The sequence below is a fragment of the Streptomyces sp. NPDC047130 genome, from assembly GCF_040643475.1.
Classification (GTDB): domain Bacteria; phylum Actinomycetota; class Actinomycetes; order Streptomycetales; family Streptomycetaceae; genus Streptomyces.
The window spans coordinates 1-24,822 of sequence record NZ_JBEYUK010000010.1; the positions used below are offsets into that span (position 1 = coordinate 1).

The 24,822-nt window shown below is 74.5% G+C and carries 22 protein-coding genes and 1 pseudogene; 8 read left to right on the plus strand and 15 right to left on the minus strand.

Going from position 1 to position 24,822, the window contains the following annotated elements; all coding sequences use genetic code 11:
* Positions 1-111: 111 nt before the first annotated feature.
* Positions 112-984 carry a helix-turn-helix transcriptional regulator gene (locus tag ABZ836_RS14665; RefSeq protein WP_356135234.1) on the minus strand — a complete coding sequence of 291 codons (873 nt, stop codon included), beginning with the start codon at positions 982-984 and terminating at the stop codon, positions 112-114.
* Positions 985-1,180: 196 nt separating this feature from the next.
* Here ABZ836_RS14665 and ABZ836_RS14670 point away from each other — a divergent pair, with 196 nt between their 5' ends.
* Complete coding sequence (locus tag ABZ836_RS14670; RefSeq protein WP_356135232.1) at positions 1,181-1,486, plus strand: 4a-hydroxytetrahydrobiopterin dehydratase; 306 nt, start codon at positions 1,181-1,183, stop codon at positions 1,484-1,486.
* A 15-nt stretch (positions 1,487-1,501) separates the two neighbouring features.
* Here ABZ836_RS14670 and ABZ836_RS14675 read toward each other — a convergent pair whose 3' ends face one another.
* The 4 genes from ABZ836_RS14675 to ABZ836_RS14690 form a co-directional block, all read right to left on the minus strand.
* The gene (locus tag ABZ836_RS14675) at positions 1,502-2,254 is read right to left on the minus strand and encodes a glycoside hydrolase family 75 protein (RefSeq protein ID WP_356135230.1); all 753 of its coding nucleotides are present in this window, start codon (positions 2,252-2,254) and stop codon (positions 1,502-1,504) included.
* 115 nt (positions 2,255-2,369) lie between these two features.
* Entirely contained in the window at positions 2,370-3,206 is an 837-nt protein-coding gene (locus tag ABZ836_RS14680) for an aldo/keto reductase (RefSeq protein WP_356135228.1), read from the minus strand.
* A gap of 113 nt (positions 3,207-3,319) precedes the next feature.
* Entirely contained in the window at positions 3,320-5,143 is a 1,824-nt protein-coding gene (locus tag ABZ836_RS14685) for a long-chain fatty acid--CoA ligase (RefSeq protein WP_361142128.1), read from the minus strand.
* Between the two features lie 297 nt (positions 5,144-5,440).
* Entirely contained in the window at positions 5,441-6,310 is an 870-nt protein-coding gene (locus ABZ836_RS14690; protein WP_356135225.1) for a LysR substrate-binding domain-containing protein, read from the minus strand.
* A gap of 177 nt (positions 6,311-6,487) precedes the next feature.
* Between ABZ836_RS14690 and ABZ836_RS14695 the strand changes: the two genes are divergently transcribed.
* A complete protein-coding gene (locus ABZ836_RS14695) occupies positions 6,488-7,510 on the plus strand; it encodes a bile acid:sodium symporter family protein (RefSeq protein WP_361142130.1) in 1,023 nt (340 codons plus the stop codon).
* Between the two features lie 181 nt (positions 7,511-7,691).
* Here the strand turns inward: ABZ836_RS14695 and fdhD are convergent, their stop codons facing one another.
* The 5 genes and pseudogenes from fdhD to ABZ836_RS14720 form a co-directional block, all read right to left on the minus strand.
* On the minus strand, positions 7,692-8,549 hold the full coding sequence (fdhD, locus tag ABZ836_RS14700) for a formate dehydrogenase accessory sulfurtransferase FdhD (RefSeq protein WP_361142132.1): 858 nt from the start codon (positions 8,547-8,549) through the stop codon (positions 7,692-7,694).
* A 7-nt stretch (positions 8,550-8,556) separates the two neighbouring features.
* Positions 8,557-9,417 carry a 2Fe-2S iron-sulfur cluster-binding protein gene (locus ABZ836_RS14705; protein ID WP_361142134.1) on the minus strand — a complete coding sequence of 287 codons (861 nt, stop codon included), beginning with the start codon at positions 9,415-9,417 and terminating at the stop codon, positions 8,557-8,559.
* Positions 9,414-11,246 carry an NADH-ubiquinone oxidoreductase-F iron-sulfur binding region domain-containing protein gene (locus tag ABZ836_RS14710; protein WP_361142136.1) on the minus strand — a complete coding sequence of 611 codons (1,833 nt, stop codon included), beginning with the start codon at positions 11,244-11,246 and terminating at the stop codon, positions 9,414-9,416. The genes ABZ836_RS14705 and ABZ836_RS14710 overlap by 4 nt, the downstream gene beginning before the upstream one ends.
* A gap of 5 nt (positions 11,247-11,251) precedes the next feature.
* Positions 11,252-13,201, minus strand: a complete 1,950-nt coding sequence (locus ABZ836_RS14715) for a molybdopterin-dependent oxidoreductase (protein WP_361142138.1) — start codon at positions 13,199-13,201, stop codon at positions 11,252-11,254.
* Positions 13,198-14,162: pseudogene (locus ABZ836_RS14720) on the minus strand (2-dehydropantoate 2-reductase). The gene ABZ836_RS14715 and the pseudogene ABZ836_RS14720 overlap by 4 nt, the downstream one beginning before the upstream one ends.
* Before the next feature lie 191 nt (positions 14,163-14,353).
* Between ABZ836_RS14720 and ABZ836_RS14725 the strand changes: the two are divergent.
* The 3 genes from ABZ836_RS14725 to ABZ836_RS14735 all read left to right on the plus strand — a co-directional run bounded on the left by ABZ836_RS14725 (position 14,354) and on the right by ABZ836_RS14735 (position 16,592).
* The gene (locus ABZ836_RS14725; protein WP_356135213.1) at positions 14,354-15,670 is read left to right on the plus strand and encodes an OFA family MFS transporter; all 1,317 of its coding nucleotides are present in this window, start codon (positions 14,354-14,356) and stop codon (positions 15,668-15,670) included.
* Positions 15,651-15,782, plus strand: a complete 132-nt coding sequence (locus ABZ836_RS14730; RefSeq protein ID WP_356135211.1) for a hypothetical protein — start codon at positions 15,651-15,653, stop codon at positions 15,780-15,782. The genes ABZ836_RS14725 and ABZ836_RS14730 overlap by 20 nt, the downstream gene beginning before the upstream one ends.
* A gap of 132 nt (positions 15,783-15,914) precedes the next feature.
* Complete coding sequence (locus ABZ836_RS14735; protein ID WP_361142140.1) at positions 15,915-16,592, plus strand: GntR family transcriptional regulator; 678 nt, start codon at positions 15,915-15,917, stop codon at positions 16,590-16,592.
* 138 nt (positions 16,593-16,730) lie between these two features.
* On the opposite strand, the gene ABZ836_RS14740 is transcribed toward ABZ836_RS14735, so the two are convergent.
* On the minus strand, positions 16,731-18,776 hold the full coding sequence (locus ABZ836_RS14740; RefSeq protein ID WP_356135350.1) for a phage holin family protein: 2,046 nt from the start codon (positions 18,774-18,776) through the stop codon (positions 16,731-16,733).
* A 162-nt stretch (positions 18,777-18,938) separates the two neighbouring features.
* Here ABZ836_RS14740 and ABZ836_RS14745 point away from each other — a divergent pair, with 162 nt between their 5' ends.
* Positions 18,939-19,721: an MBL fold metallo-hydrolase gene (locus ABZ836_RS14745; RefSeq protein WP_356135207.1), complete on the plus strand. Its 783-nt coding sequence runs from the start codon at positions 18,939-18,941 to the stop codon at positions 19,719-19,721.
* An 11-nt stretch (positions 19,722-19,732) separates the two neighbouring features.
* On the plus strand, positions 19,733-20,302 hold the full coding sequence (locus ABZ836_RS14750) for a VTT domain-containing protein (RefSeq protein ID WP_356135348.1): 570 nt from the start codon (positions 19,733-19,735) through the stop codon (positions 20,300-20,302).
* Between the two features lie 117 nt (positions 20,303-20,419).
* On the opposite strand, the gene ABZ836_RS14755 is transcribed toward ABZ836_RS14750, so the two are convergent.
* The 4 genes from ABZ836_RS14755 to ABZ836_RS14770 all read right to left on the minus strand — a co-directional run bounded on the left by ABZ836_RS14755 (position 20,420) and on the right by ABZ836_RS14770 (position 24,247).
* Positions 20,420-21,568 (minus strand): MBL fold metallo-hydrolase, encoded by a 1,149-nt coding sequence (locus tag ABZ836_RS14755; RefSeq protein WP_361142142.1) that lies wholly within the window; start codon positions 21,566-21,568, stop codon positions 20,420-20,422.
* A complete protein-coding gene (locus ABZ836_RS14760; protein WP_361142377.1) occupies positions 21,565-22,851 on the minus strand; it encodes an aminotransferase class I/II-fold pyridoxal phosphate-dependent enzyme in 1,287 nt (428 codons plus the stop codon). Before ABZ836_RS14760 ends, ABZ836_RS14755 begins: the two co-directional genes overlap by 4 nt.
* A 114-nt stretch (positions 22,852-22,965) precedes the next feature.
* The gene (locus ABZ836_RS14765; RefSeq protein WP_361142144.1) at positions 22,966-23,838 is read right to left on the minus strand and encodes a hypothetical protein; all 873 of its coding nucleotides are present in this window, start codon (positions 23,836-23,838) and stop codon (positions 22,966-22,968) included.
* Between the two features lie 166 nt (positions 23,839-24,004).
* Positions 24,005-24,247 (minus strand): hypothetical protein, encoded by a 243-nt coding sequence (locus ABZ836_RS14770; RefSeq protein ID WP_361142146.1) that lies wholly within the window; start codon positions 24,245-24,247, stop codon positions 24,005-24,007.
* Between the two features lie 177 nt (positions 24,248-24,424).
* Between ABZ836_RS14770 and ABZ836_RS14775 the strand changes: the two genes are divergently transcribed.
* Positions 24,425-24,796: a DUF2795 domain-containing protein gene (locus ABZ836_RS14775; RefSeq protein ID WP_356135199.1), complete on the plus strand. Its 372-nt coding sequence runs from the start codon at positions 24,425-24,427 to the stop codon at positions 24,794-24,796.
* Positions 24,797-24,822: the final 26 nt, after the last annotated feature.

Below are 24,822 nucleotides of genomic sequence, written 5' to 3' on the forward strand. Positions count from 1 at the left end.
CGCCCGGCGCTCCCGGTTACCACCAGGGCCCGGCCGGCGCGGGGGGCGGGGCGGGGGGGGGGGGGGGGGGGCCCGGGCCCCCCCCCGCGCCCGTGCCGGGCGGAGGCGGTCCTACGCGTACCGCTCCCGGTAGGCGCGCAGCACCGTCCGGGTCCGTTCCGTCGAGGCCGCGCGGGCGGTCATGTGGTCCAGCGCCTCCAGGTGGGCGGCGACCTCGTCGCGGGAGTCCAGGTAGAGCGCGCCGGTGAGGTACTCGGTGAAGACCATGTCGGGCAGTTCGGGCTCCGCGAAGCGGAAGAGGGAGAACGGGGCGTACGCCCCGGGGTGCGGCCCGGCCGCGAACTCCGCGACCTGCAGCGTGATGTGGTCCTGCTCGGTCGCCGCGAGCAGCCGGTCGATCTGGTCCCGCATCACCCGCGGGTCGGGGCCGACGGGCCGCCGCAGCACCGTCTCCTCCATGATCGCCCACAGCCGCGGCGGCGTCGGCCGTTCCAGCAGCCGTTGCCGGGTCATCCGCAACGCCACGTGCCGTTCGAGCGTGGCCTCGGCCGCGGCCCCGACGCCGGTGGCCCCGGCCCGCAGCACCGCCCGGGCGTAGTCCTCGGTCTGCAGCAGCCCCGGCACGAAGTGCGGTTCGTAGGACCGCAGCATCTTCGCCGCGCCCTCGAGGCTGACGTACAGCGAGAACCAGTCCGGCAGCACGTCGTGGAAGCGCTGCCACCAGCCGGGCCGGTTGGCCTCCTCGGCGAGGCCGACGAACTCGGCGGCCTCCCGCTCGGGCACCCCGTACGCGGAGAGCAGCATCTGCACGTAGGGGATCTTGAGCGCGACCTCCGCGGTCTCCATCCGGCGGACCGTGGCCGGTGCGACGTGCAGGATGCGCGCGGCCTCCTCGCGTTTGAGTCCGGCCGTCTCACGGAGCTCCTGGAGCCGCCTGCCGAGCACCACCTGACCGACGGTGGGCGCGATGCGTCGCTCGCTCACGCCGTCCTCCCCCAGGGCTTCACACCTTCTTCGCGGGGGCAGTCTGCCATGCCGGCCGCCGCTCGCCCATCGTTCCAGGTCATATCGTGGCCAAGGCTTTCGGGGACTTTCGCCTCCCGGCCGTGTGTGCCGCCTCCGCTCCCCCGCCCCTGTGGCACGCTGGCCGGAGAGGAGCACCCGCGGAGAGGAGAAGACCATGGCGGTCGAGCCGCTGACGGACCAGGAGATCGAGGACCGGCTGTCCCGGCTGCCCGGCTGGCGGGTGGCCGGGAACCGGCTGACCCGCTCGTACCGCCTGGCCTCGCACGCGGTCGCCGCCGCGCTGGTGGCGGACGTCGCCCGGGTGCAGGACGAGATGGACCACCACTCGGACCTGACGCTCGGCTACGACACCGTCTCGGTGTCGGTGAACACCCACAGCGTGGGCGGCCGGATCACCGCGCTGGACGTGGAACTCGCCGGCCGCGTCGAGGAGCTTGCCGCCCGCCACCACGCGAGCTGACGCGCCCCGCCGCGCCTACGGGTTGACGAAGGAGCGCAGCAGTTGCCGCCCCTGCCGCTCCGCCGCCCGGGCGTCCTCCAGGGGCCGCACCTTGGCGTCCTTGAAGACGAGGTAGGTGACGCCCGACCGGGCGCCGCCGCCGACGGGGTGCGGGTCGAGGCCGAGATCCTCGGCCGCGGCGTAGGAGGCCTCGCCGATGATGCCGGTGGGGCCGACGTCGCCCACCACCGCGTAGGCGATCCGTTCGCCGTGGAGGAGCACCACCGGGTCCCCCGCCCCCACCCCGGCGGCGACGTGGTCCCAGATCCTGCTGGGGCCGGGCACGACCACGTAGGGCAGCCGGTCGGCGCTCAGCGGCATGCCGTCGGACTGGTGGAAGGCGGTGTCGGGGCGGAAGAAGGGGTCGGTGCGCTCGTTGCAGAGCCTGGTGCGCAGGCCGTCGCAGTCGACGTCGAGGTCGGCCGTCCAGTGGACGACGTCGCCCTGGCCGCAGACCGGAACGGCGGGTCCGCGGCCCGCGTCGGTGCGGTACACGCCGCGGGAGATCCGGTGGCAGTCCTTCAGCCGCTGGCGGACCGTCCACGCGGTGACCGGGAGGTCGGCGACCCGCACCTTCCCGTCCGGCGTGGTGCGTCCGGGGCCGGGCCGGGGCCCGGTCGCCTCGGGCGGGGGGTCGGGGGCAGCGCCGGCGAGGCCCGCGGGGAGCAGCGCGGCGCACAGGAGGGTGGCGCCGAGGACCGCCGTTCGGGTGAGGCTGGTGATGCGCACTGCTGCGGAACCCTCTTTCTCCGGGCCGGTCCGTGGGGGACGGCCGTGTGGGATCAGTGGGAAGGCAGTCGGGTGGCCGGCCCGGGGCCGGCGGGCGGCCCCGGGCGGCGTGCCGTCAGGTGAAGTCGGCGGTGGCGGGGTCGGCGCCCGTGCGGCGGCCCTCGTCGAGGGCGCGGATCGCGGCCAGGTCCTCGTCGTCCAGGGTGAAGCCGAAGACGTCGAAGTTCTCCTCGATCCGCGACGGCGTGGCCGACTTGGGGATCACGATGTTGCCGGTCTGGAGGTGCCAGCGCAACACCACCTGGGCCGGGGTGCGGCCGTGCTTCTGGGCGACGGCGGCGATGGCGGGGACCTCGAGGAGGCCCTTGCCGGCGCCCAGCGGGGACCATGCCTCGGTGGCGATGCCGTGGTCGGCGTGGAAGGCGCGGGCCTCGCCCTGCTGGAGGTGGGGGTGGAGTTCGATCTGGTTCACCGCCGGGACCACCGAGGTGGCGTCCATCAGGGTCCGCAGGTGCTCCGGGAGGAAGTTGGAGACGCCGATGGCGCGGATCAGGCCGTCGGCGTACAGCTTCTCGAACGCCTTGTAGGTCTCGACGAAGGTGCCCCGCATCGGCATCGGCCAGTGGATGAGGTAGAGGTCCACGTAGTCGAGGCCGAGCTTCTTCAGGGAGGTGTCGAAGGCGCGCAGGGTGGAGTCGTAGCCCTGGTCGCTGTTCCAGAGCTTGGTGGTGACGAAGACCTCCTCACGGGGGATCCCGGAGGCGGCCACGGCCTTCCCGGTTCCGCGCTCGTTGCCGTACGCGGCCGCCGTGTCGATGCTGCGGTAGCCCGCCTCCAGGGCGGTGGCCACCGCGCGCTCGGCCTCGTCGTCCGGGATCTGCCAGACACCGAAGCCCAGCTGGGGCATCTCCACGCCGTTGTTCAGGACGATCGGGGGGACCTTGCTGCTCACGCGCTATCGATCCTTCGTTGGACGGACATTGCCTCCCATCATCGACGATCGGCGGGCGCGCCGCATTCCGGGAGGGGCCGTTCCGGTCGGCGCGGGCCCCGGCCGTCGGTCCGTCAGCTCCGGTACAGGGCCTCGACCTCGGCCTCGTAGGCCTTCTCGATCGCCTTGCGCTTGAGCTTCAGCGAGGGGGTGAGCAGCCCCTGTTCCTCGGTGAAGGGCTGCGCCAGGATGCGGAAGGTCCGGATCGACTCGGCCTGCGAGACCATGCTGTTGGCGGCCTGCACGGCGCGCCGGACCTCCATCTCCAGCGCGGGGTCGCGCACCAGTTCGGAGGCGGTCAGGGGTGGTTTGCCGCGCATCTGGAGCCAGTGCTCGACGGCCTCCTGGTCGAGGGTGATCAGCGCCGCGATGTACGGGCGGTCGTCGCCCACCACCAGGCACTGGGCGACCAGGGGGTGGTCGCGGACGCGGTCCTCCAGCATCACCGGGGAGACGCTCTTGCCGCCGGAGGTCACCAGGATCTCCTTCTTGCGGCCGGTGATGTGCAGATAACCGTCCTCGTCCAGCCGGCCGATGTCGCCGGTGGCGAACCAGCCGCCGCGCAGCACCTCCTCGGTGGCCCGGGGGTCGTTGAGGTAGCCGTGGAAGAGGCCGTCGCCGGCGAGCCAGATCTCGCCGTCGTCGGCGATGTGCACGGTGACGCCGGGGATCGGCGGCCCGACGGTGCCGTGGCGGACCCGGTCCGGCGGGTTGGCGGTGGCCGCCGCGGTGGTCTCGGTGAGGCCGTAGCCCTCGAAGACGCGCACGCCCGCCCCGGCGTAGAACAGCCCCAGCCGGCGGTCCATCCCCGAGCCGCCCGACATGGCGTGCCTGACCCGGCCGCCGAGGGCCTGGCGGACCTTGTTGTAGACCAGCTTGTCGAAGAACTGGTGCTGCATCCGCAGCGCGGCCGAGGGGCCGGGGCCCTTGCCCCACTCCCGTTCCTCCGTCGCCTCGGCGTGGCGCACGGCCACCTCGACCGCCTTGTCGAAGGCGGCGGCCTTGCCGAAGCGCTCCGCCTTGCGCCGGGAGGCGTGGAAGATCTTCTCAAAGATGTACGGCACGGCCAGCACGAAGGAGGGCCGGAAGGCGGCGAAGTCGGCCATCAGGACAGTGGCGTTGAGCTCGGGCTGGTGGCCCAGCCGCACCCCGTGGCGGACGGCCGCCACCTCCACCATCCGGCCGAACACGTGGGCCAGCGGGAGGAAGAGGAGGGTGGACGCCTCGTCGCCGGGCCGGGAGCGGAAGACCGTCTCCCAGCGGCCGACCATGGTGTCGCACTCGAACATGAAGTTGCCGTGGGTGAGGACGCAGCCCTTGGGGCGGCCCGTGGTGCCGGAGGTGTAGATGACGGTGGCCACGGTCTCGGGGGTGACGGCGTTGCGGTGCCGGTGGACGACCTCGTCGTCCAGGTGGGCGCCGGCCGCGGACAGTTCCTCGACGGCGCCGGCGTCCATCTGCCAGAGGTGGCGGAGGCGGGGGGCGCGGTCGATGACGGTGGCGACCGTCATGGCGTGGTCCTCGTGCTCGACGACGGCGGCGGTCACCTCCGCGTCGTGGAACATCCAGGCGACCTGCTCGGCCGAGGAGGTCGGGTAGACCGGCACCACCTGTGCGCCCACGCTCCACAGGGCGAAGTCGAAGAGGGTCCACTCGTAGCGGGTGCGGGCCATCACGGCCACCCGGTCGCCGAACCGGACGCCCTCCGCGAGGAGTCCCTTGGCGAGCGCGAGCACCTGGTCCCGGAACTCGGCGGCGGTGACGTCCCGCCAGGCGCCGTCCTCCTTGCGGCAGAGCACCACGCGGTCGGGTTCCGCGCGGGCGCGCTGGTGGACGCTGTCGGCCAGGCCGCCGACGGGCGGTGGTCCCGCCAGTGGCGGGTTGAAGTACTCACGCAAGGCCGATCCCCGCTTCCGTGCCCTGGTCCGGCGCTCTGGTCACGCGCTGTGAACCGATCCCCCCGGCGCGTGAAACTACCTCACCGGGCGGTGCGCCGGGAGGGGGTCCACGGAGTGAGCTCGGCCGAAACTCGTCGGCGGGGCGGGGGCGAATGGGGCGAACGGGGGGATGGCGGCCACCCTGCGGCCACCTGGACCTACGGTGGCGTAACTTGTGTGACCGGTCCTCCACCGAACCCTCTCCCCCTGGTCACCGGGTCGCGCGTGTCGTGTCGGTCGGGCAGGTCCGCGCACGGCTCAGGGATGCCCCCGGCGCAGCCGTTCGCCCCCGGCGAGGAGCGCCGCCGCCAGGGCCTGCGCGGCGCTGCGGGCGGGGCCCGGGCGGTGACCGTGCAGCAGGACGAAGTCGACCCGTCCGAGTTCCGGCAGTCCCGCCCGGTCCGGGGCGCGCACCAGCCCCGGCGGGATCAGGCCGCGGGAGTGCGGCATCACGCCCAGCCCGGCGCGGGCGGCGGCGATCAGGCCGTTGAGGCTGCCGCTGGTGCAGGCGATCCGCCACGGCCGGCCCTGCTTCTCGAGCGCCTCCAGGGCCAGGGCCCGGGTGATGCCCGGCGGAGGGTAGACGATCAACGGGACGGGGCGGTCGGGATCCAGCCGCAGCCGCTCGGCGCCGATCCAGACCAGCCGGTCCTGGCGCACCAGTTGCCCGCGCGGGTCGTGCGGTCCGCGTTTGGCCAGCATCAGGTCCAGCTTCCCGGCGGCCATCCGTTCGTGGAGCACGCCGGAGAGTTCGACGGTCAGCTCCAGATCGACCTCGGGGTGGTCGTAGCGGAAGGCCTCCAGGATCTCCGGGAGGCGGGTCAGCACGAAGTCCTCGGACGCGCCGAAGCGCAGCCGGCCGCGGGGGCGCTCGCCGGAGAAGAACGCCGTCGCCTGTTCGTGGACCTCCAGGATGCGGCGGGCGAACCCCAGCATGGCCTCGCCGTCGTCGGTGAGCTCCACCGAGTGGGTGTCCCGGGAGAACAGCGGACGGCCGGTGGCGTCCTCCAGCCGGCGCACGTGCTGACTGACCGTCGACTGCCGGACCCCGAGGCGGTGCGCGGCCCGGGTGAAGCTCAGCGTCTGCGCCACCGCCAGGAAGGTGCGCAGATGGGAGGGGTCGTACATGCGGGGAACCCTAACCGGGCGACGGTCGCCGGTCATCACGGACGGCGATCGCAGTGAGAGTGGTATGCCGGATTCCCGATCACGGGGGAAGGGTGGACGATGGAGAGGGCACGTCCGCGTGCCGCGCTCGCACCGTGCGACGCACCCCGCCCCCGAACACCGAAGTGGTGGAGCACCGTGAAACGCCTGCAGTGGCCGCGCTGGATGCCGGTCGACCCGTACATCGTGCTGTTGCTGGCGACGATGGGGGTGGCGGCGCTGCTGCCGGCGCGGGGCGTGGCGGCCGAGGGGGTCTCCTGGCTCGCCACGGCGGCGGTCGCGTTCCTCTTCTTCCTCTACGGCGCGCGGCTCTCCACCCGCGAGGCGCTGGACGGCCTGCGCCACTGGCGGCTCCACCTGACGATCCTGGGCTGCACCTTCGTCCTCTTCCCGCTGCTCGGGCTGGCCTCGCGGGCGCTGGTGCCGCACCTCCTCGACGAGGCGCTGTACCAGGGCCTGCTCTTCCTCACCCTGGTGCCGTCGACCATCCAGTCCTCGATCGCCTTCACCTCGATCGCCCGCGGCAACGTGCCGGGGGCCATCTGCGCGGGCTCCTTCTCCTCGCTGGCGGGCATCGTCGTCACCCCCCTGCTCGCGGCGCTGCTGCTCGGCGGGCAGTTCGCCGGCGGGGACGGGTTCTCCGCGGACTCCCTGCTCAAGATCGTCCTGCAGCTGCTGGTGCCGTTCCTGGCGGGGCAGGTGCTGCGGCGGTGGGTCGGCGGGTTCGTCCTGCGGCACGGCAAGCTGCTGTCGCTGGTGGACCGGGGGGCGATCCTGCTGGTCGTCTACTCGGCGTTCAGCCAGGGCATGGTGCGGGGCGTGTGGGGCCAGGTCAGCGTGGTGCGGCTGCTGGAGCTGCTCGCGGTCGAGGCGGTGCTGCTGGCGGTGGTGCTGGCGCTCACCTGGTACGGGGCGAGGGCGCTGCGGTTCGACCGGGGGGACCGGGTGGCGATCCAGTTCGCCGGGTCGACGAAGTCGCTGGCGGCGGGGCTGCCGATGGCGAGCGTGCTGTTCGGCGGGGACGCGGCGTTGGCGGTGCTTCCGCTGATGCTGTTCCACCAGATGCAGCTGATGGTCGCCGCCGTCATCGCCCGACGCCGCGAACGCGACCCCCTGCCCACCGGGGCCCCGCGCTCCTACGCCGCCACCCCGCACGGCTGACCCCTGGGGGCCGTGCCCGCGTCGGGCCTGGCCGAAGGGCGACGGGCCGACGGGCCGACGGTCCGGGAGCGGGAGGACGGAAGCGCGGGAGGACGGAAGAGCGCAAGGGTGGCGGGGTCCCGGGGGCGCAGGGGGCGCTCCCCGCCCGGGCGGGACCCCGCCGGGTGCACGCGGCGGAGGATCAGGCCCTGGTGGCGGCGGGCGCCGTCAGGGCGATCCGCTCCTCCCCCGCGTACACGTTCATGGAGGCCCCCCGCAGGAAGCCGACCAGCGTGAGCCCCGTCTCCGCCGCGAGGTCCACCGCCAGCGACGACGGCGCGGAGACCGCGGCCAGCACCGGTATCCCCGCCATCACCGCCTTCTGCGCGAGCTCGAACGACGCCCGCCCCGACACCATCAGGACGGTCCGCGACAGCGGCAGCGCGTCGTTCTGCAGGGCCCGGCCCACCAGCTTGTCGACGGCGTTGTGCCGTCCCACGTCCTCCCGGACGTCCAGCAGTTCCCCGTGCTCGGAGAAGAGCGCCGCCGCGTGCAGCCCGCCCGTGCGGTCGAACACCCGCTGCGCCGCCCGCAGCCGCTCCGGCAGCTCGGACAGGAGGGCGGGTTCCAGCCTCATCGGCGGCCCGTCGCCGTCGTCGATCGTCCAGCGGGCCGTGGTGCGCACCGCGTCCAGGCTGGCCTTGCCGCACAGCCCGCAGGAGGAGGTGGTGTACACGTTGCGCTCCAGGGTGATGTCCGGCATCACGACCCCGGGCGCGGTCCGCACGTCCACCACGTTGTAGGTGTTCGACCCGTCGGCGGTCGCCCCCGCGCAGTACACGATGTTCCGCAGTTCCGCCCCGGAGCCGAGCACGCCCTCGCTCACCAGGAACCCGGCGGCGAGCGCGAAGTCGTCGCCGGGCGTGCGCATGGTGATGGCCAGCGGCTTGCCGTTGAGCCGGATCTCCAGAGGTTCCTCGGCGACGAGCGTGTCCGGCCGCGTGGAGACCACCCCGTCGCGGATCCGGATCACCTTGCGTCGTTCCGTGACTCGTCCCATAGCCCTGTCAGTCCCGGTTCTGTACGTGCTGGTAGCCGAAGCGGCCCTTGATGCAGAGATTGCCGTGGGTCACCGGATGGTCGTGCGGCGAGGTGACCTTGACGATCTCATTGTCCTGAACGTGCAGGGTGAGGTTGCACCCTACTCCGCAGTAGGCGCAGACCGTGGTGGTCCGCGTCTGCCGGGACTCGTCCCATGTACCCGCCTGGCGCATGTCGAACTCGCTCTTGAACGACAGTGCCCCGGTGGGGCAGACCTCGATGCAGTTGCCGCAGTAGACGCAGGCGGACTCGGTGAGCGGCCCGTCGTGCTCGACGGCGATCCGCGCGTCGAAGCCGCGGCCCGTGACGGAGATGGCGAAGCTGTTCTGCCATTGGTCGCCGCAGGCGTCCACGCACTTGTAGCAGAGGACGCACTTGTCGTAGTCGCGGACGTAGAGGTCGTTGTCGATCCGGGGCTCCTCGCCGAGGCGGGCGGCGTCCGGGCCGAAGCGGTCGGGTTCGGCCTTGTACTCCTTGAGCCATCCGGCCACCTGGGGGGTGGTGGACAGGTCCACCGAGGAGGCGAGCAGTTCCAGCACCACCTTCCGGCTGTGCCGGGTCCGCTCGGTGTCGGTGCGCACCTCCATGCCCGCCTCGGCCTTGCGGGAGCAGGCCGGGACCAGGGTGCGGGCGCCCTCGACCTCGACCACGCAGACCCGGCAGGCGTTCCGCGGCTCCAGGGTGTCGCCCTGGCAGAGCGTGGGGACGTCCTTGCCGGCGGCGCGGCAGGCGTCGAGGACGGTGGAGCCCTCGGGGACCCGGGCGGTCTCCCCGTCCAGGGTGAACTCCAGCAGCCGGCGCGGCACTCCGAGCGGTATCGCGGTCACCTGTACGCCCCCAGTCGGTCGATCGCGGATTCCACGGCGTTCCAGGCGGTCTGCCCGAGACCGCAGATCGAGGCGTCCTTCATGGCCCGTCCCACCTCGCGCAGCAGGGTGATGTCGGCGGCGGCGTCCGTGCCGGTGCGTTCCGCGATCCGGTGCAGCGCCTCCTCCTGGCGGACGGTACCGACCCGGCAGGGCACGCACTGGCCGCAGGACTCGTCCCGGAAGAACTCGGCGATCCGCAGCAGCAGCCGGGGCAGCGGCACGGTGTCGTCGAAGGCCATCACCACGCCGGAGCCGAGGGTGGTGCCGGCCTCGCGGGTGCCTTCGAAGGTGAGCGGGATGTCCAGTTCGTCGGCCCGGACGAATCCTCCGGCCGCACCGCCGAGCAGCACGGCCCGCAGCCCGTCCCGCACCCCGGCGAGCCGGAGCAGTTCGCCGAGCGTGGCGCCGAACGGCAGCTCGTAGACGCCGGGCCGCTCGACGCTGCCGGAGACGCAGAACAGCTTGGGGCCGGTGGACCGGCCGGTGCCGATGGCCGCGTAGGCGGGCGCGCCCAGGGTGAGGACCGGCAGGACGTTCACCAGGGTCTCCACGTTGTTGGCGGCGGTGGGCCTGCCGAACAGTCCCTTTTGCACGGGGAACGGGGGCTTGGCGCGGGGCTCGCCCCGGCGGCCCTCGATGGAGTTGAAGAGGGCGGTCTCCTCGCCGCAGATGTAGGCGCCGGCGCCCCGCCGGATCTCGATGTCGAAGGCGTAGCCCTGGCCGAGCACGTCGTCGCCGAGGAAGCCGCGGGCCCGGGCCTGGTCGATGGCGTGCCGCAGGCGGCGCAGCGCCCGCGGGTACTCGCCGCGCAGGTAGAGGTGGCCCCGGTGGGCGCCGACGGCGTACCCGGCGATGGTCATGGCCTCCACGAGGGCGTACGGGTCGCCCTCCATCAGGACCCGGTCCTTGAAGGTGCCGGGCTCCGACTCGTCGGCGTTGCAGACCAGGTGGTGCGGGTGCTCGGGCCGGGAGGCGGTGGCCTGCCACTTGACGCCGGTGGGGAAGGCGGCGCCGCCCCGGCCCACCAGCCCCGAGTCGGTGACCTCGCGGATCACCCCGGCCGGCCCCAGTTCGAAGGCGCGGCGCAGTGCGGTGTAGCCGCCGTGCGCCCGGTAGTCGTCCAGCGAGGCCGGGTCGACCACGCCGACACGGCGCAGCAGGGTCAGGCCCGGCTGCCCGGCCTGCGGGACGGCCAGGGCGGCGGGCGGTTCCTCGGGGGCGGACTCGGGGGCGGTGGCGGCGAGGACGGCGGACTCCCCGGTGGCGGGCGCGGCGACGGCGGTGCGCACGGGGTCCCCGGCCCGGATCGCCAGGGCCGCGGGAGCCCGCTCGCACAGGCCGAGGCACGGGCCGGCCTGCACCTGGACCCCGGAGCCGGGGCCGAGGCGGTCGCGGGCGGCGGCGAGCACCCGGCCGGCGCCGGCCGGGGCGCAGCCGATGTCGGTGCAGACGTGCAGCACCGTGCGCGGTCGCGGTTTCACGGAGAACAGGGCGTAGAAGGTGGCGACGCCGTACGCCTCGGCGGGCGGGACGGTCAGGCGGCGGCACAGGTAGTCCAGGGCGCCGTCGCTGATCCAGCCGACCCGGTCGTTGAGGGCGTGCAGCCCCGGCAGCAGCAGGTCGCGGCGGGCCCGGGCGGCGCGGCCTCCGCGGGCCCAGCGCAGGTCGCCGGCGCGCATCCCGTCGCGGTCGGCGCCCTCCCAGGAGGACTGCGGCGGGCCGAGCAGGGCGTCGACGGCGGCGCGTTCCTCGTCGGTGGGTTTGCTGTCGCCGAAGTGCAGGTCCACTTGCGTCACCTCACGTGGTCAGCGGCGGGAAGTTTCTCGATCCGGATCGCCGACGCCTTGAACTCGGCGGTGCCGGCGATCGGGCAGTTGGCCTCGATGGTCAGCGCGTTGGTGTCCACCTCGTCGGGGAAGTGGAAGGTCATGAAGGCCAGGCCCGGCCGCAGGGAGTCCTCGACCCACACCGGGGCGACGACGGCGCCGCGACGGGAGAGCACGCGGACCTGCTCGCCGGTGGTGACGCCGTACCGTTCGGCGTCCTCCGGGCTGAGTTCGACGTACTCGCCGCGCCGCAGCGGGGAGGCGAAACCGCCGCTCTGCACGCCGGTGTTGTAGGAGTCCAGGCGCCGGCCGGTGGTCAGCCGCACGGGGTAGTCCTCGTCGGTGACGTCGACCGGCGGGTCGTGCTGGACCAGGCCGAAGGGGGCGGGGGCGCCGCGCCGTGCGGGGTCCGGGTCCCACAGCCTGCCGTGCAGGTAGGTCGGTTCGAGGGCGTCGGTGGAGGGGCAGGGCCACTGGATGCCCTGGTGCTCGTCGAGCCGCTCGTAGGTCATGCCGTGGTGGTCCGGGGAGACGGAGCGCAGTTCGTTCCACACGGCCTCGGCGTCGGCGTACTTCCAGTCGTGGCCGAGCCGGGCGGCGAGGTCGCAGAGGATGTCGATGTCCTCGCGGGCCTCGCCGGGCGGGGTCACGGCGGCGCGGACCCGCTGGACGCGGCGCTCGCTGTTGGTGAAGGTGCCGTCGGTCTCGGCCCAGCCGGCCGTGGACGGCAGCACCACGTCGGCGAGTTCGGCGGTCTTCGTCAGGAAGATGTCCTGCACGACCAGGAAGTCGAGTTCCCCCAGCCGGCGCACCGCCTGCTCGCTGTCGGCCTCGGACTGCGCGGGGTTCTCGCCGATGCAGTAGACGGCGCGCAGCGTGCCCTCCTCCATCGCCTCGAACATCTCGGTGAGGTTGAGGCCGTAGCGGGGCTGGACGGTGGTGCCCCAGGCGTTCTCGAACCTGAGCCGGGCGGACGGGTCGAGGATGTCCTGGAAGCCGGGGAGCCGGTTGGGGATGGCGCCCATGTCGCCGCCGCCCTGCACGTTGTTCTGGCCGCGCAGCGGCTGGAGGCCGGAGCCGTGGCGGCCGACGTGGCCGGTGAGCAGCGACAGGTTGATCAGCGCGCGGACGTTGTCGGTGCCGTTGTGGTGCTCGGTGATGCCCAGGGTCCAGCACAGCTGGGCGCGTTCGGCGCGGGCGTAGGCGTGCGCGAGTTCCCGGATCGCCTCGGCGGGGACGCCGGTCACCCGCTCCGCCAGGGACGGCGTCCACGGTTCGACCAGCGTGCGGTACTCCTCGAAGCCGCTGGTGGCGCGCGCCACGAACGGCTCGTTGACCAGCCCGGCGGCGATGATCTCGCGGCCGACGGCGTGCGCCAGGGGGATGTCGGTGCCGACGTTCAGGCCCAGCCAGCTCTCCGCCCACTCGGCGGTGGAGGTGCGGCGCGGGTCGACGGCGTACATCCGGGCCCCGTTGCGGATGCCCTTGAGCACGTGCTGGAAGAAGATGGGGTGCGCGAAGCGGGCGTTGGAGCCCCACATGACGATCACGTCGGTGTGCTCGACCTCCTGGTAGGAGGAGGTTCCGCCGCCGGAGCCGAAGGCCGCGGACAGGCCGGCCACGCTGGGCGCGTGGCAGGTGCGGTTGCAGGAGTCGACGTTGTTGGTGCCCATCACGACCCGGGCGAACTTCTGGGCCACGTAGTTCGTCTCGTTGGTGGCGCGGGCGCAGGAGAACATACCGAAGGCGCCGCGGTGCTCCACCAGTGCCAGGGCGACCCGGTCGAGTGCCTCGGCCCAGGTGGCGCGCCGGAACGGCTCGTCGCGCGCGTCCCGGACCAGCGGGTGGGTGAGCCGGGTGTAGGTCTTGGGCGTCCTGTCGCGCCTGCGGGCGCGGGACGTCGGGGGGTTGCTCATGCGGCGCTCCTCGGCGCGAGCAGGTCCGACAGCGCGTGGACCGTGCGGAGGGTGGGCGTGTCGACGTCGGTGATCTCCGCGAGTTCGATCAACGCGGTGAGCAGCACGTCGAGTTCGAGCGGTCTGCCGCGCTCCAGGTCCTGGAGCGTGGAGGTGCGGTGGTCGCCGACGCGCTCGGCGCCGGCGAGGCGGCGTTCGACGGAGACGCCGACCGTGCGGCCGAGGGCCTCGGCGATCGCCGGCGTCTCGGTCGTCATGGTCTCCACGACCCGGCGGGTGCCGGGGTGGAGGCACATCTGGCGCATGGTGGCGCGGGTCAGGGCGCTGATGGGGTTGAAGGTGGCGTTGCCCAGGAGCTTGACCCAGATGTCGTCGCGCAGGTCGCGTTCCACCGGGCACCTGAGGCCGCCGGCGATCATGGCCTCGCTGAACTCGGTGCAGCGTCCGGAGACGCTGCGGTCGGGCTCGCCGACGGAGAAGCGGATGACTGCCAGGTGCCGCACCACTCCGGGCGCCTCGAGTTCGGTGGCGGCGTACACCACGCGGCCGAGGGCCCGTTCGGGGGCGATCACCGCACTGACCGCGCCGTCGGGGTCCACGCTCTGCAGGCGCCGCCCGTCGTGCGGGCCGCCGTGGCGGTGGAAGTACCACCAGGGGATGCCGTTCTGGGCGGCGACGACGGCCGTCCGCGGCCGCAGCAGCGGCTCCAGCAGCACGCCGCGTAGGCGTTCGCCTTGAGTCCGAGGAACACGTGGTCCACGGGTCCGACCTCGGCGGGGTCGTCGGTGACCGGTGGCCGGGCCGTGAAGTCTCCACGGTGGCTCAGGACGCGCACACCGTCCCGCCTCATGGCCTCCAGGTGGGGCCCGCGGGCGATCAGGCGTACGTCCACGCCCGCCCGGTGCAGGGCGGCGCCCACATGGGCGCCGATGGCGCCGGCGCCGAGAATCGCGACTTTCACAGGAGAGCTCCGTCCGGTCGAGGGCTACCGAGGAACCGCCGAAACGTCGACTGAATATTGTCTACAGTATGGGAGTTGGGGCAGCAAGGGTCGCGGCAGGCCTGGGCATGGAACCGCGGGGCCGGGGAAGCCGAGCCCGGGAGCGTCCGGAGTCTTCCCAAGCCGCCAAGCGGTTCCTAGGGTTCCGGATCATGAGTCCACCCGTAGCACCGCCGGGATGGAGCCGCTGGCTCGTGCCCCCGGCCGCCCTCTCCGTCCATCTGTCCATAGGCCAGGCCTACGCGTGGAGCGTCTTCAAGGCGCCGCTGGAGTCCTCGCTCGACATCAGCGGCACGCTCAGCGCGCTCCCCTTCCAGCTGGGCATCGTGATGCTGGGACTGTCCGCGGCCTTCGGCGGCACCCTGGTCGAACGCAACGGCCCGCGCTGGGCGATGACGGTCGCGCTGGTCTGCTTCTCGTCCGGTTTCCTGCTCTCCGCGCTGGGCGCCCGCACCGGGCAGTACTGGCTGATCGTGATCGGCTACGGCTTCGTCGGCGGCATCGGGCTGGGCATCGGCTACATCTCACCGGTCTCCACCCTGATCAAGTGGTTCCCCGACCGTCCGGGCATGGCCACCGGCATCGCCATCATGGGCTTCGGCGGCGGCGCGCTGATCGCCTCGCCCTGGTCCACCCGGATGCTGGAGGCGTTCGGCTCCGACTCCTCCGGGATCGCCACCGCCTTCCTGGTCCACGGCCTGGTCTACGCGGTGTTCATGTCGCTGGGCGTCCTGCTCATCCGGGTGCCGCGGCCGGCCGCCGACCAGGCCGCCGAGGACGCCACGGCCGGTGTCGGCGGGGTGCAGGTCTCGGCGCGCGAGGCCGTGCGGACACCGCAGTTCTGGCTGCTGTGGCTGGTGCTCGTCATGAACGTCACCGCCGGCATCGGCATCCTGGAGAAGGCCGCGCCGATGATCACCGACTTCTTCGCCGGCACCTCGGCGCCGGTGTCGGCCTCGGCGGCCGCCGGGTTCGTGGCACTGCTGTCGGCGGCCAACATGGCGGGCCGGATCGGCTGGTCCTCCACCTCCGACCTGATCGGACGCAAGAACGTCTACCGCCTCTACCTGGGCGTCGGCGCGCTGATGTACCTGGCGATCGCCCTGTTCGGGGACGCCTCCAAGCCGCTGTTCGTGGTCTGCGCGCTGGTCATCCTCTCCTTCTACGGCGGCGGCTTCGCCACCATCCCCGCCTACCTGAAGGACCTCTTCGGCACGTACCAGGTGGGCGCCATCCACGGCCGGCTGCTGACCGCCTGGTCGACCGCGGGCGTCCTCGGCCCGCTGATCGTCAACTGGATCGCGGACCGGCAGGAGGAGGCCGGCAAGCAGGGGCCGGAACTGTACGGGACGTCGCTGTTCATCATGATCGGGCTGCTGGCGATCGGCTTCGTCGCCAACGAGCTGGTGCGCCCCGTGCACCCCAGGCACCACGTGAAGGAGGCGGCGCATGTCGCAGAACCCGCCTGAGGAATCCGGACGCCGGGGCCTGATCGCCTTCGCCTGGCTGTGGGTCGGCGCGCCGCTCGCCTACGGCCTGTACGAACTGGTGCGCAAGGCCACCCAGTTGTTCACGGGCTGAACCCCGCCGCCCCGCACGCCGGCCCGGAAGGGTGCGGGGCGGCGTCGTGTCCTACGTCACCCGCACCCCGACTCCCCGTTCCCCGTAGACTGTAGACGATAGACAATCGGGTGCTGCTCAGGAGGGGAACCGATGTTGTCGTCCGGTCTGCCGCAGGGCGCGGTGCCCAAGCTGGAACGTCCTGGTCCCCTCCGGGACCGTGTCTACGAGGCGCTGCTGGAGCTCATCACGACCCGCGCGCTGCGGCCCGGCCAGCACCTGGTGGAGAGCGAGCTCGCCGGGCACCTCGGGGTGTCCCGGCAGCCGGTGCGCGAGGCGCTCCAGCGGCTCAACACCGAGGGCTGGGTGGACCTGCGGCCCGCCCAGGGCGCCTTCGTGCACGAGCCGACCGAGGAGGAGGCCGACCAGCTCCTCACCGTGCGCACGCTGCTGGAGGCGGAGGCGGCCCGCCTCGCGGCGGCCAACGCGGGCAAGCCGGGCATCGCCCAGCTGGAGGAGCTGTGCGCGGAGGGCGAGGCGCGGGTCGCCGCCGACGACGTCGACGGGGCGGTGGAGGCGAACGCGCGGTTCCACGCCAAGGTGATGGAGCTGGCGGGCAACGCGGTGCTGGCCGAGCTGGCGGCCCAGGTGGACCGGCGGGTGCGGTGGTACTACACGCCGATCGCGCGGCAGCGCGGCCGGCAGTCGTGGACGGAGCACCGGGCGCTGATCGCGGCCATCGCCGACCGCGACGAGGTGCGGGCCACCCGGCTGATGCGCGAGCACACCGAGCACACCCGGCACTCCTACCACGCCCGCGCCCGGACCTGACGCCCCGGCGGGGCGCGCCCCACCCCGGCCGCCCCGCACCGGGCACCCCGCGCCGGGCACCGCACCCCCACGGGCCCGGACCCGGGCGGCTCGGCTCGACCGGGGGACCGGACCGCGGGGGTCCGGCGGGGGTGGGTGTCAGGCCTCGTCGTACCCCGACTCCTGCCGGTAGCGCCGGAGCAGGCGGTGGACGGCCTCCGCGCCCACCAGCTCGCCCTCCGGCTCGGGCAGCGACACCGGCGTCATCAGGAAGGCCCGGCTCTGCTCGCCGCCGAGCCCGCCGTGCGAGCCGATCTGCTCCTCGAAGGCGTGGATCTCGCCGGTGGCCGGGTCGTACCAGGAATTGATCATGATGTCGGCGGCCTGCGGGAAGCCGTGGGTGCGCCGGACGGCGGCGACGGCGCCCGGCCCGTAGGGCTTCAGGGGCCCCGGGTTCTCGTCGCTGAGCTCGTCCAGCGGGGCCTCCACGCCGTGCGCCGCCATCACCAGCCCGCCGTGCTCCTCGCTGCGCACCAGCAGGAACCCGATGCCGGGGTGGTTGGCCAGGGTGGGCAGCAGCGCGGGGTGGCGCGCGTCGATCTCCTCGCGGCTCATCCGGTGCCGCACGTCCGGGAAGGAGACCAGCCCGAGGTTGCCGGAGGCCAGCACGATCGGCTCGGCCCGGCGGGCGGCGGGCAGGTGCTCCCCGCGGTCCTCCTCCACCGGCCGGTGGAGGGCGGTCAGCACCGCGGCCCTGGCCTCGGCGCCGCTGCGGGTGCGGCGGGCCCGGCGCGGCACCGGCAGCCCGCACCCGGCGCGCACCAGGTCGCCGAGCGAGAGGCCGTAGCGGGAGCGGAAGGTCTCCCCGGGGCTCTGCCCGTGGTCGGAGAGGACGACGAACCGGTACGGCCTGGGCGAGTGTTCGGCGACCTTCTCGAGCAGCGCCAGCATCCGGTCCAGCCGCCGCAGCACCTGCGCGGCGTCCCGGCCGCGCGGCCCGGAGTGGTGGGCCACCTCGTCGTAGGCGACCAGGTCGGCGTAGACGGCGGTCCGTCCGGCGAGCATGTCGCCCGCGACGGCGTAGACCACCACGTCCCGCTGGACGACCGTGGCGAAGGCGCGCAGGAAGGGGTAGAGCCCGCCGCGGCTCACACGGGGGCGGCGCTTCTCCAGCCGGGCGCGCAGCGACTGGCTCAGCTCGCGGAACACCTCGGCGGTGAAGGACAGGGCGGTGCGCACGGCGTTGGCCGGGTCGGAGAAGTAGGCGAAGTAGCCGGACCGGGAGCGGAAGCCCTTGCCACGGCGGCGGGCGGCGATGGACAGCACCAGGGCCTGCTCGCCCGCCCCGCCGCTGAACAGGTTGCCGCGGCTGGCGCCGTCGACGGCGAGCAGTCCGGGGCGGCCCGTGTGCTTGACGGCCCGTCTCTCCAGGAGGACGGCGCTGGAGGGCCGGTTGCTGACCATCACCTCGCGCCGCTGCTTGTCGTACCAGCGGAAGGCGGGCAGGTCGTAGTTGGTGCCGTGCAGGATGCCGAGCTGGCTGGCGCCGGTCTGGCTGGACCAGTCGGTGCGCCAGAGGGTGAGCCGGTGGGTGGGCGGGTGGCCGGCGCCGTCCAGGCCGAGGTTGCGGGCGACGGTGGGCATCAGCCCCTTCTCGGCGGCGTCCCGCAGCACGTCGTGCCCGACGCCGTCGAGCTGCACGAAGACGATGCCGGGGGTGACCGGGCCGCCGGGCTGCCGCAGGTGGCGGCGGCGCCGGTCGGAGAGCCGGTACAGGCGCCGGCGGTAGGCGTCGTCGTCGCGGACGGCGAGGGCTCCGCCGGTCGCCGAGGCGACCGCGGACATCACCGCGGCGACCACCACCGCCGTCTCGGGTCCGACGTCGCCCCGCTCGACCGGGTTGACCCAGAGCGCCACCAGCAGCAGGGCGCCGTTGAGGAAGAAGACGAGCAGCCCCAGCACCAGCGCCGGGACCAGGAGCAGCAGCCGCACGAGCAGCGGCCAGACGAGCGCGGAGAGCAGGCCGAAGACGCCCGCGCCGAGCGCGGCGGTGACGCCGAGCCGGGTGGCGCTGTTGCCGTCGGGCGACTCCAGGCGGAAGTCGGGGAGGAGTCCCGCGAGGATCAGCATGGTGAGCGTGGACACCGCCCACACCGCGACGCTTCGCCCCAGTTGTGCCACGCCCCGCCGCCAGCGGCCTTCCACACGCACCTCACGTTCCCTCGCCCCGGCCCGCCGACCGGCGGGTGGACCGTTCAACCCTGCCATACCGGGCAGACGGCAGGCGGGACGGCCTGTCGTCCGTCCCCTCCGAGCCTGCCGGTACCCCGTAGGCTCGGGGCAGGCCGTACGAAGGAGGACGCCGAGGTGCCGGCGGAGATCACCTGGTGGGGACACGCGACCTGCACGCTGCGGGACTCCGGCGTGCGCGTCCTGACGGACCCTCTGTTCACACGCCGGCTCGCGCATCTGCGCCGCCGCCGGGGGGCGCCGCCCCCGCCGGACGCCTGGCACGCGGAGGTGGCGCTCGTCTCCCACCTGCACGCCGACCACCTGCACCTGCCCTCGCTGGCCCGGCTGGACCCGGGCACCGTGCTGCTGGTGCCGCGCGGCACGGGCCGGGCGGTGCCGTCGCTGGTCCGGCTGGCCCGCGACCGTCGTCTGGACGTGCGGGAGGTGCAGCCCGGCGACCGGGTGCGGGTCGCGGACCTGACGGTCCGCGCGGTGACCGCCCGCCACGACGGGCGCCGGCTGCCGGTGGGCCCGCACCGCTCCCCCGCCCTGGGGTTCGTCGTGGAGGGCGAGCGGCGCGCCTACTTCGCCGGGGACACCGGGATGTTCGACACCATGGCCGAGGAGGTGGGCGAGGTCGACCTGGCGCTGCTGCCGGTCGGCGGCTGGGGCCCGTTCCTCGGCGAGGGCCATCTCGACGCCTCCCGGGCGGCCGAGGTGCTGCGGACGCTGGGCCCGCGCTGCGCGGTGCCGGTGCACTACGGGACGTTCTGGCCGGTGGGGATGGACGCCGTGCGGCCGCACGAGTTCCACTCCCCCGGCGACGAGTTCGCGCGGCTGGCGGCGCGTTCCGCGCCGGGTGTCGAGGTGCGGCTGCTCGGGCACGGCGAGTCGGCGCGGTTCGGAGGGTCCCGGTGACGCCGGACGGCATGGCCGTCGGCTATCCGATGCTGTTCCTCCTGGTGCTGCTGGGCTCGCTGGTCCCGGTGGTGCCGACCGGCGCGCTGGTCAGCTCGGCGGCGGTGGTGGCGTTCCACCACGCCGCGCCGGCGGTGTCGCTGGGGGTGGTGCTGCTGATCGCGTCGACGGCCGCGTTCGCCGGGGACGTGGCGCTGTACTGGCTGGGCCGCCGGGGGATGGAGTCGCGCGGCGCGACCCGCTGGCTGGAGGGGATCCGGGACCGCGCCCCCCAGGAGCGGATGGAGCAGGCGCAGGACCGGCTGCGCCGGCACGCCGTGCCGGTGCTGGTGCTGTCCCGGCTGATACCGGCGGGGCGGCTGCCGGTGATACTGGCCTGCCTGGTGGCCCACTGGCCGCTGCGCCGCTTCGTGCGGGGCAACGCCCCGGCCTGCGTGGCCTGGGCGGCGACCTACCAGGTGATCGGCGTGCTGGGCGGCTCGCTGTTCCGCGAGCCGTGGCAGGGCGTGGTCGCGGCGGTGGCCCTGACCCTGGCGATCAGCGCCGCACCGGCCGTGTGGAACCGCCTCCGGGACCGCTGAGGGACAAAGCACGAGGGACAAGGCACGAGGGACAAGGCACGAGGGACAGGGCACGAGGGACAAGGCACGAGGCGCGGAGGCGGGCCGCGCGGCCGTGCGGCCCGCCTCCCGCCGGTGTCAGCCCCCGAGCACCCGGGAGCCGCCGACCGGGAGGTCCCAGAGGTCCTCGCGGGGCAGCCCGGCCTCGTCCCAGGCGGCGCGGACCCGGTGCAGGGGTTCCAGCACCGGCTCCGAGGAGAGCAGGAACGTGCCCCAGTGCATGGGCGCCATCCGCCGCGCTCCCAGGTCCCGGGTGGCCCGGACCGCCTCCTCCGGGTCGCAGTGCACGTCGCTCAGCCACCACCGGGGGTCGTACGCGCCGATCGGCATCAGCGCCAGGTCGATGTCCGGGTAGCGCTCGCCGATCCGGGAGAACCAGTGCCCGTAGCCCGTGTCCCCGGCGAAGTAGACGCGCCGGCGCTCCGCCCCGTGGTCCTCGCCGTCGGCGGTGAGCATCCAGCCGCCCCAGAGGCTGCGGCAGGTGTCGGTGAGGGTCCGCTTGGACCAGTGGTGCGCGGGCACGAAGTCCAGTCGCACGCCGCCCAGGCGGGCCGACTCCCACCAGTCCAGCTCGACCACCCGCCGGAATCCGCGCCGGTGGAACCAGCGGCCCAGGCCGCCGGGCACGAACAGGGGGGTGTCCGGGGGGAGCCGCCGCAGGGTGGGCAGGTCGAGGTGGTCGTAGTGGTTGTGGCTGATCACCACGGCGTCCACGGGCGGCAGGGCGTCCCAGTCCACGCCGACCGGGGTGATCCGGGCGGGCGTACCGAGGATGCGGCGGGACCACACGGGGTCGGTGAGCACGGTCGTGCCGCCGATCCGGACGACCCAGCTGGCGTGGCCCGCCCAGGTGACGGCCACCTGGCGGGCGTCGACCTCGGGCAGCGGGCCGGGGCGGCAGGGGATCCGCGGGATGTCCTTCAGCCCGTCGCGCCGGGGCCGCACCGCGCCCTCGCGGGCGAACCGGGCGAAGGAGCGCAGGCCGGGGAGCGGGGCGGTCAGCCGGTCCTCGAACGACTTCGGCCAGCGGCGCCCCTGTCCCGGCGCCGCCGGCCCGACGGGCGCGGTGGTACGGGCCCGGGGCGGCGCCGTGGTGCGCAGCCGTCCCGGGCTCCCCTCCTGACCGCGGCCGGGCCCCGCGTCGGGCGCCGCGTCGGGCCGCGCGTCGGGCCGCGCCCTGCGGCCCGGTTCGGGCAGGTGATCGGCGCGGGACTGCTGTCGCGTCATCGCGGACTCTCCCCTCGCTCTGCCGCCGCCCCGGCGTCGGACGGTGTGCCGAGCCGGTCGAAGGCCGTTCTCCATCGGGTCAGCGCCCCCCGCACGCGGTGCAGTTCGAGCGGGTCGGGGGCGGTCAGGGCGTCGGCCCGCTCGCCGGCGTCGCCGCCGAGCAGGTCGCCGGTGGACAGGCGGACCCGGAGGGCGTCCAGGTCGTCGCCGAACCGGTGGCCGCCGCTCGCGGGCACGCCGTGGAGCGTGTCCAGGCTCTCCTCCAGCTCCTGCGCGTCGCCCACGCCGTGGGTGGCCAGGGCGTCGGCGAGCGGCGACAGGTCGGCGTAGACGCAGCGTCCGGCGCGCGGCGGGAGCGTCAGCCCGCCGACCGACACGACGAGTTCGTGGACGGCGGCGGCCAGGCGGGCGTGCAGGCGGACCGAGGCGGCTCGCCGGGCGGTGACCTCCTCGGGCTCGCTCAGCGCGTAGGCCGCGGCGACGGCGAGGGGCCGGGCGATCTGCGCGCCGAGCGCGGTGAGCACGTCCAGCACCCGTGCGCGCAGCGCGCCGCCGTCTCCCGGACCGGTGGGGAAGCGGGCGACCGCCGCGGGCCAGCCGGCCGGCAGCAGCCCGCCGCGCAGGTCGGTGACGACGGCGACCCGGCCGGGGAGCATCTCGGCGGGGCTGAGCAGCACGGTGCCGTGCGGGTCGTGGACCGTGTCCCGCCAGGTCTCGTCGCTGATCACGAAGAGCCCCTCGGCCTCGGCGACCTCCATGGTCTCGTGCAGGTCGTCGGGGGTGGCGACGGCGCCGGTGGTCTCCTCGGCGGGCGAGAGCACCAGCTGGCGCGGGTCGCCGCCCTCCTCGCGGACCCGGCGGACCGTCTCGAGCAGGGCGTAGGCGTCCGGGACGCCGCCGGACCCGGGCGGCGTGGGCACGTGGAAGACGGGGCGGCCCAGCAGCCGGGCGTAGGGCGCCCACCAGGCGGCGCAGGGGCGCGGCACCAGGACGTCGCCGCCGAGGGCGGCGGTCAGCGCGAGCAGCAGGGCGGGGGCGCCGGGCGCGGCCGCGATCCGGTCGGGTCCGGCCGTCAGGCCGCGCCGGTTCCAGTAGCCGGCCGCGGCCTCGAGGAGCGTGGGCCCTCCGCCGGGGGGTTCGTCCTCGGCGCGCGGGGCGGCGGCGGTGAGCACCGCGGCGAGTTCGGGGAGCACCGGCAGCCCGTCGTCGGGCATGCGCGGCCCGTACCGCACCGGGCCGTGTCCGCCGGTTCCGGGCGCCCGCTCCGGTTCCGTCCGCGCCATCCGCACCTCCGCCGCGGTCGCCGGCATCCGCCGTGGCGGTCCTTCCGCACCGGTTGCCGGGTCCGATGGCCCCGAGTACCCCGTGACGGGCCGGACATGACCCGTCGGCCGGGGTCAGCGCCGGCGGCCTCCGCGCGCCGGGGCCAGCCGCTGCCGGATCCGGTGGCCCGCGGCCGCCGCGGCGCCGGCGATCAGGAGGCCGCCGGCGACCTGGAGCGGGACCGAGTCGCTGAAGGCGCCGCCCGCGCCGGCCTCGACGCCGCGGTGAACCGGCGGTGCGGTCCGGCCGTGCCCGTCCTTGCCGCCGTGGTGGCCGGGGTCGGGGCGGTGGCCGGGCTCCTTGCCGCCGGGTGCGCCCGTGCCGGGGCGGTGGCCGGGTTCCTTCTCGCCGGGTGCGCCCGTGCCGGGGCGGTGGCCGGGTTCGCCGCCGCCCGCGGGGCCGCCGCCCGGCGCCGCCTCGTGGAGCGGTTCGGGCTCCACCGGTTCGACCTCGATGCCGGTCGCGGACCCGGTCGCCGGGGCGGACAGGTCCTCCTCGACCGCCGGGTCGCCGAACTCCTCCGCGGCGGCGCCGAACTCCTCCCCGGCCGCGGGGGCGCCGAACTCCTCGGCCGCGCCGCCCGCGGTGTCCTCCGGGACGCCTCCCGCGCCGGCCGGTTCCCCGGCCGGGGCGCCGTCCGGCCCCTCCTCGAGGGTCCCGCCCTGTACGGCGGTGTCCTCGGGGCCGGCGCAGGCCGCCGGGTCGGCGCCCTCCTCGCACGGGGCCGCTGCCACCGCCCCGCGCAGCCCGGCGGCCTCCGGGCAGGCGTCGGCGCCCGGTTCGGGTGCGCGTCGCTGCGACGCGGCGATGCCCGCGACCGCCTGGGAGGAGATCCCGGCGGCGTCGGGGCCGCAGGAGACCGGTTCCGCGGAGGCGACGGGCGCGGCGACCGTCACCGCCGCGCCGGCGAGAGCTGCGGCGGACAGGACACGGAGAGTGCGGCGCATGGGGCTGGGCTCCTTCGGGCGGACGACGACTGCCGTCCCCATCCCAGCCCGGCCCGCCCGGCCGCGCCCGTCGCGCGGCACCATCCGCGTGACCCCGGCCGCCGAACGGGGGAGGCGGGTCCGTGTTCCGGACCCGTCTCGCCCGCCGGTGTGTTCGGATCGTCCCTCAGGACGTCCGTCCGGGGGGAGCCCCCGCTCCCGGGGTCCCGCCCGGCAGGGCCGGGCGTGCCGTCGGCGGCGCGGGCAGCGCCAGAGGTGCCGGCACCGGCGTCACGGCCGGCAGTGCGACATCCCCCTCCGCGGAGACCGTGTCCTCCTCCGGCGGGGGGAAGACAAGATCCTCGTACCAGTCCATCGCCAGCATCATGCAGAGCATCAGGACCGGGACGATCACTACGAGCACCACCATGGGTCCGTCCTCCCAGGGGTGAACGGGGGTGCCGAAGCACCCCGGGTCCTCTTCAGACTGCCGGACATTCCGGACTCCCGCGCGCCGACGGGACCCCGCCCGGAGCTCCCGGGGCCCCGGTGTGTCGCCCGCGCCTCCTCGGGTACGCGGGGGCCACCCGAAGATGTGGAGGGAGCCATGCAGCGTGGCAGCGACCGGTTGAGCGTTCACCGGGACGACGAGATGAAGCACGAGCTGAGGGGGCTGCTGCAGTCCGGACATCCCACCCGGACGGAGGAGTGGCACGACCCCGAGCCGGTCGCGGACGACGACCCGGCGGTGGCGGGCGGCACGGCGGGCGTGCGGGAGGCGCCGCTGGAGACGGTGCGCCTGGAGCTCGCGCGCATCCTGGGCCGCACCTCCTTCCCCGCGAGCCCGCGGGAACTGGCGCGCACCCTGCGCGAGAACCACGCCCCGGACGCCCTGGTGGAGCCCCTGGAGCACCTGCCGCACAAGGCCCGCTACGCGAACGTCCAGCAACTCGCCGAGGCGATCACCCGTCCGGAGTAGCGCGCGCACGACCGCGACGACCGGAC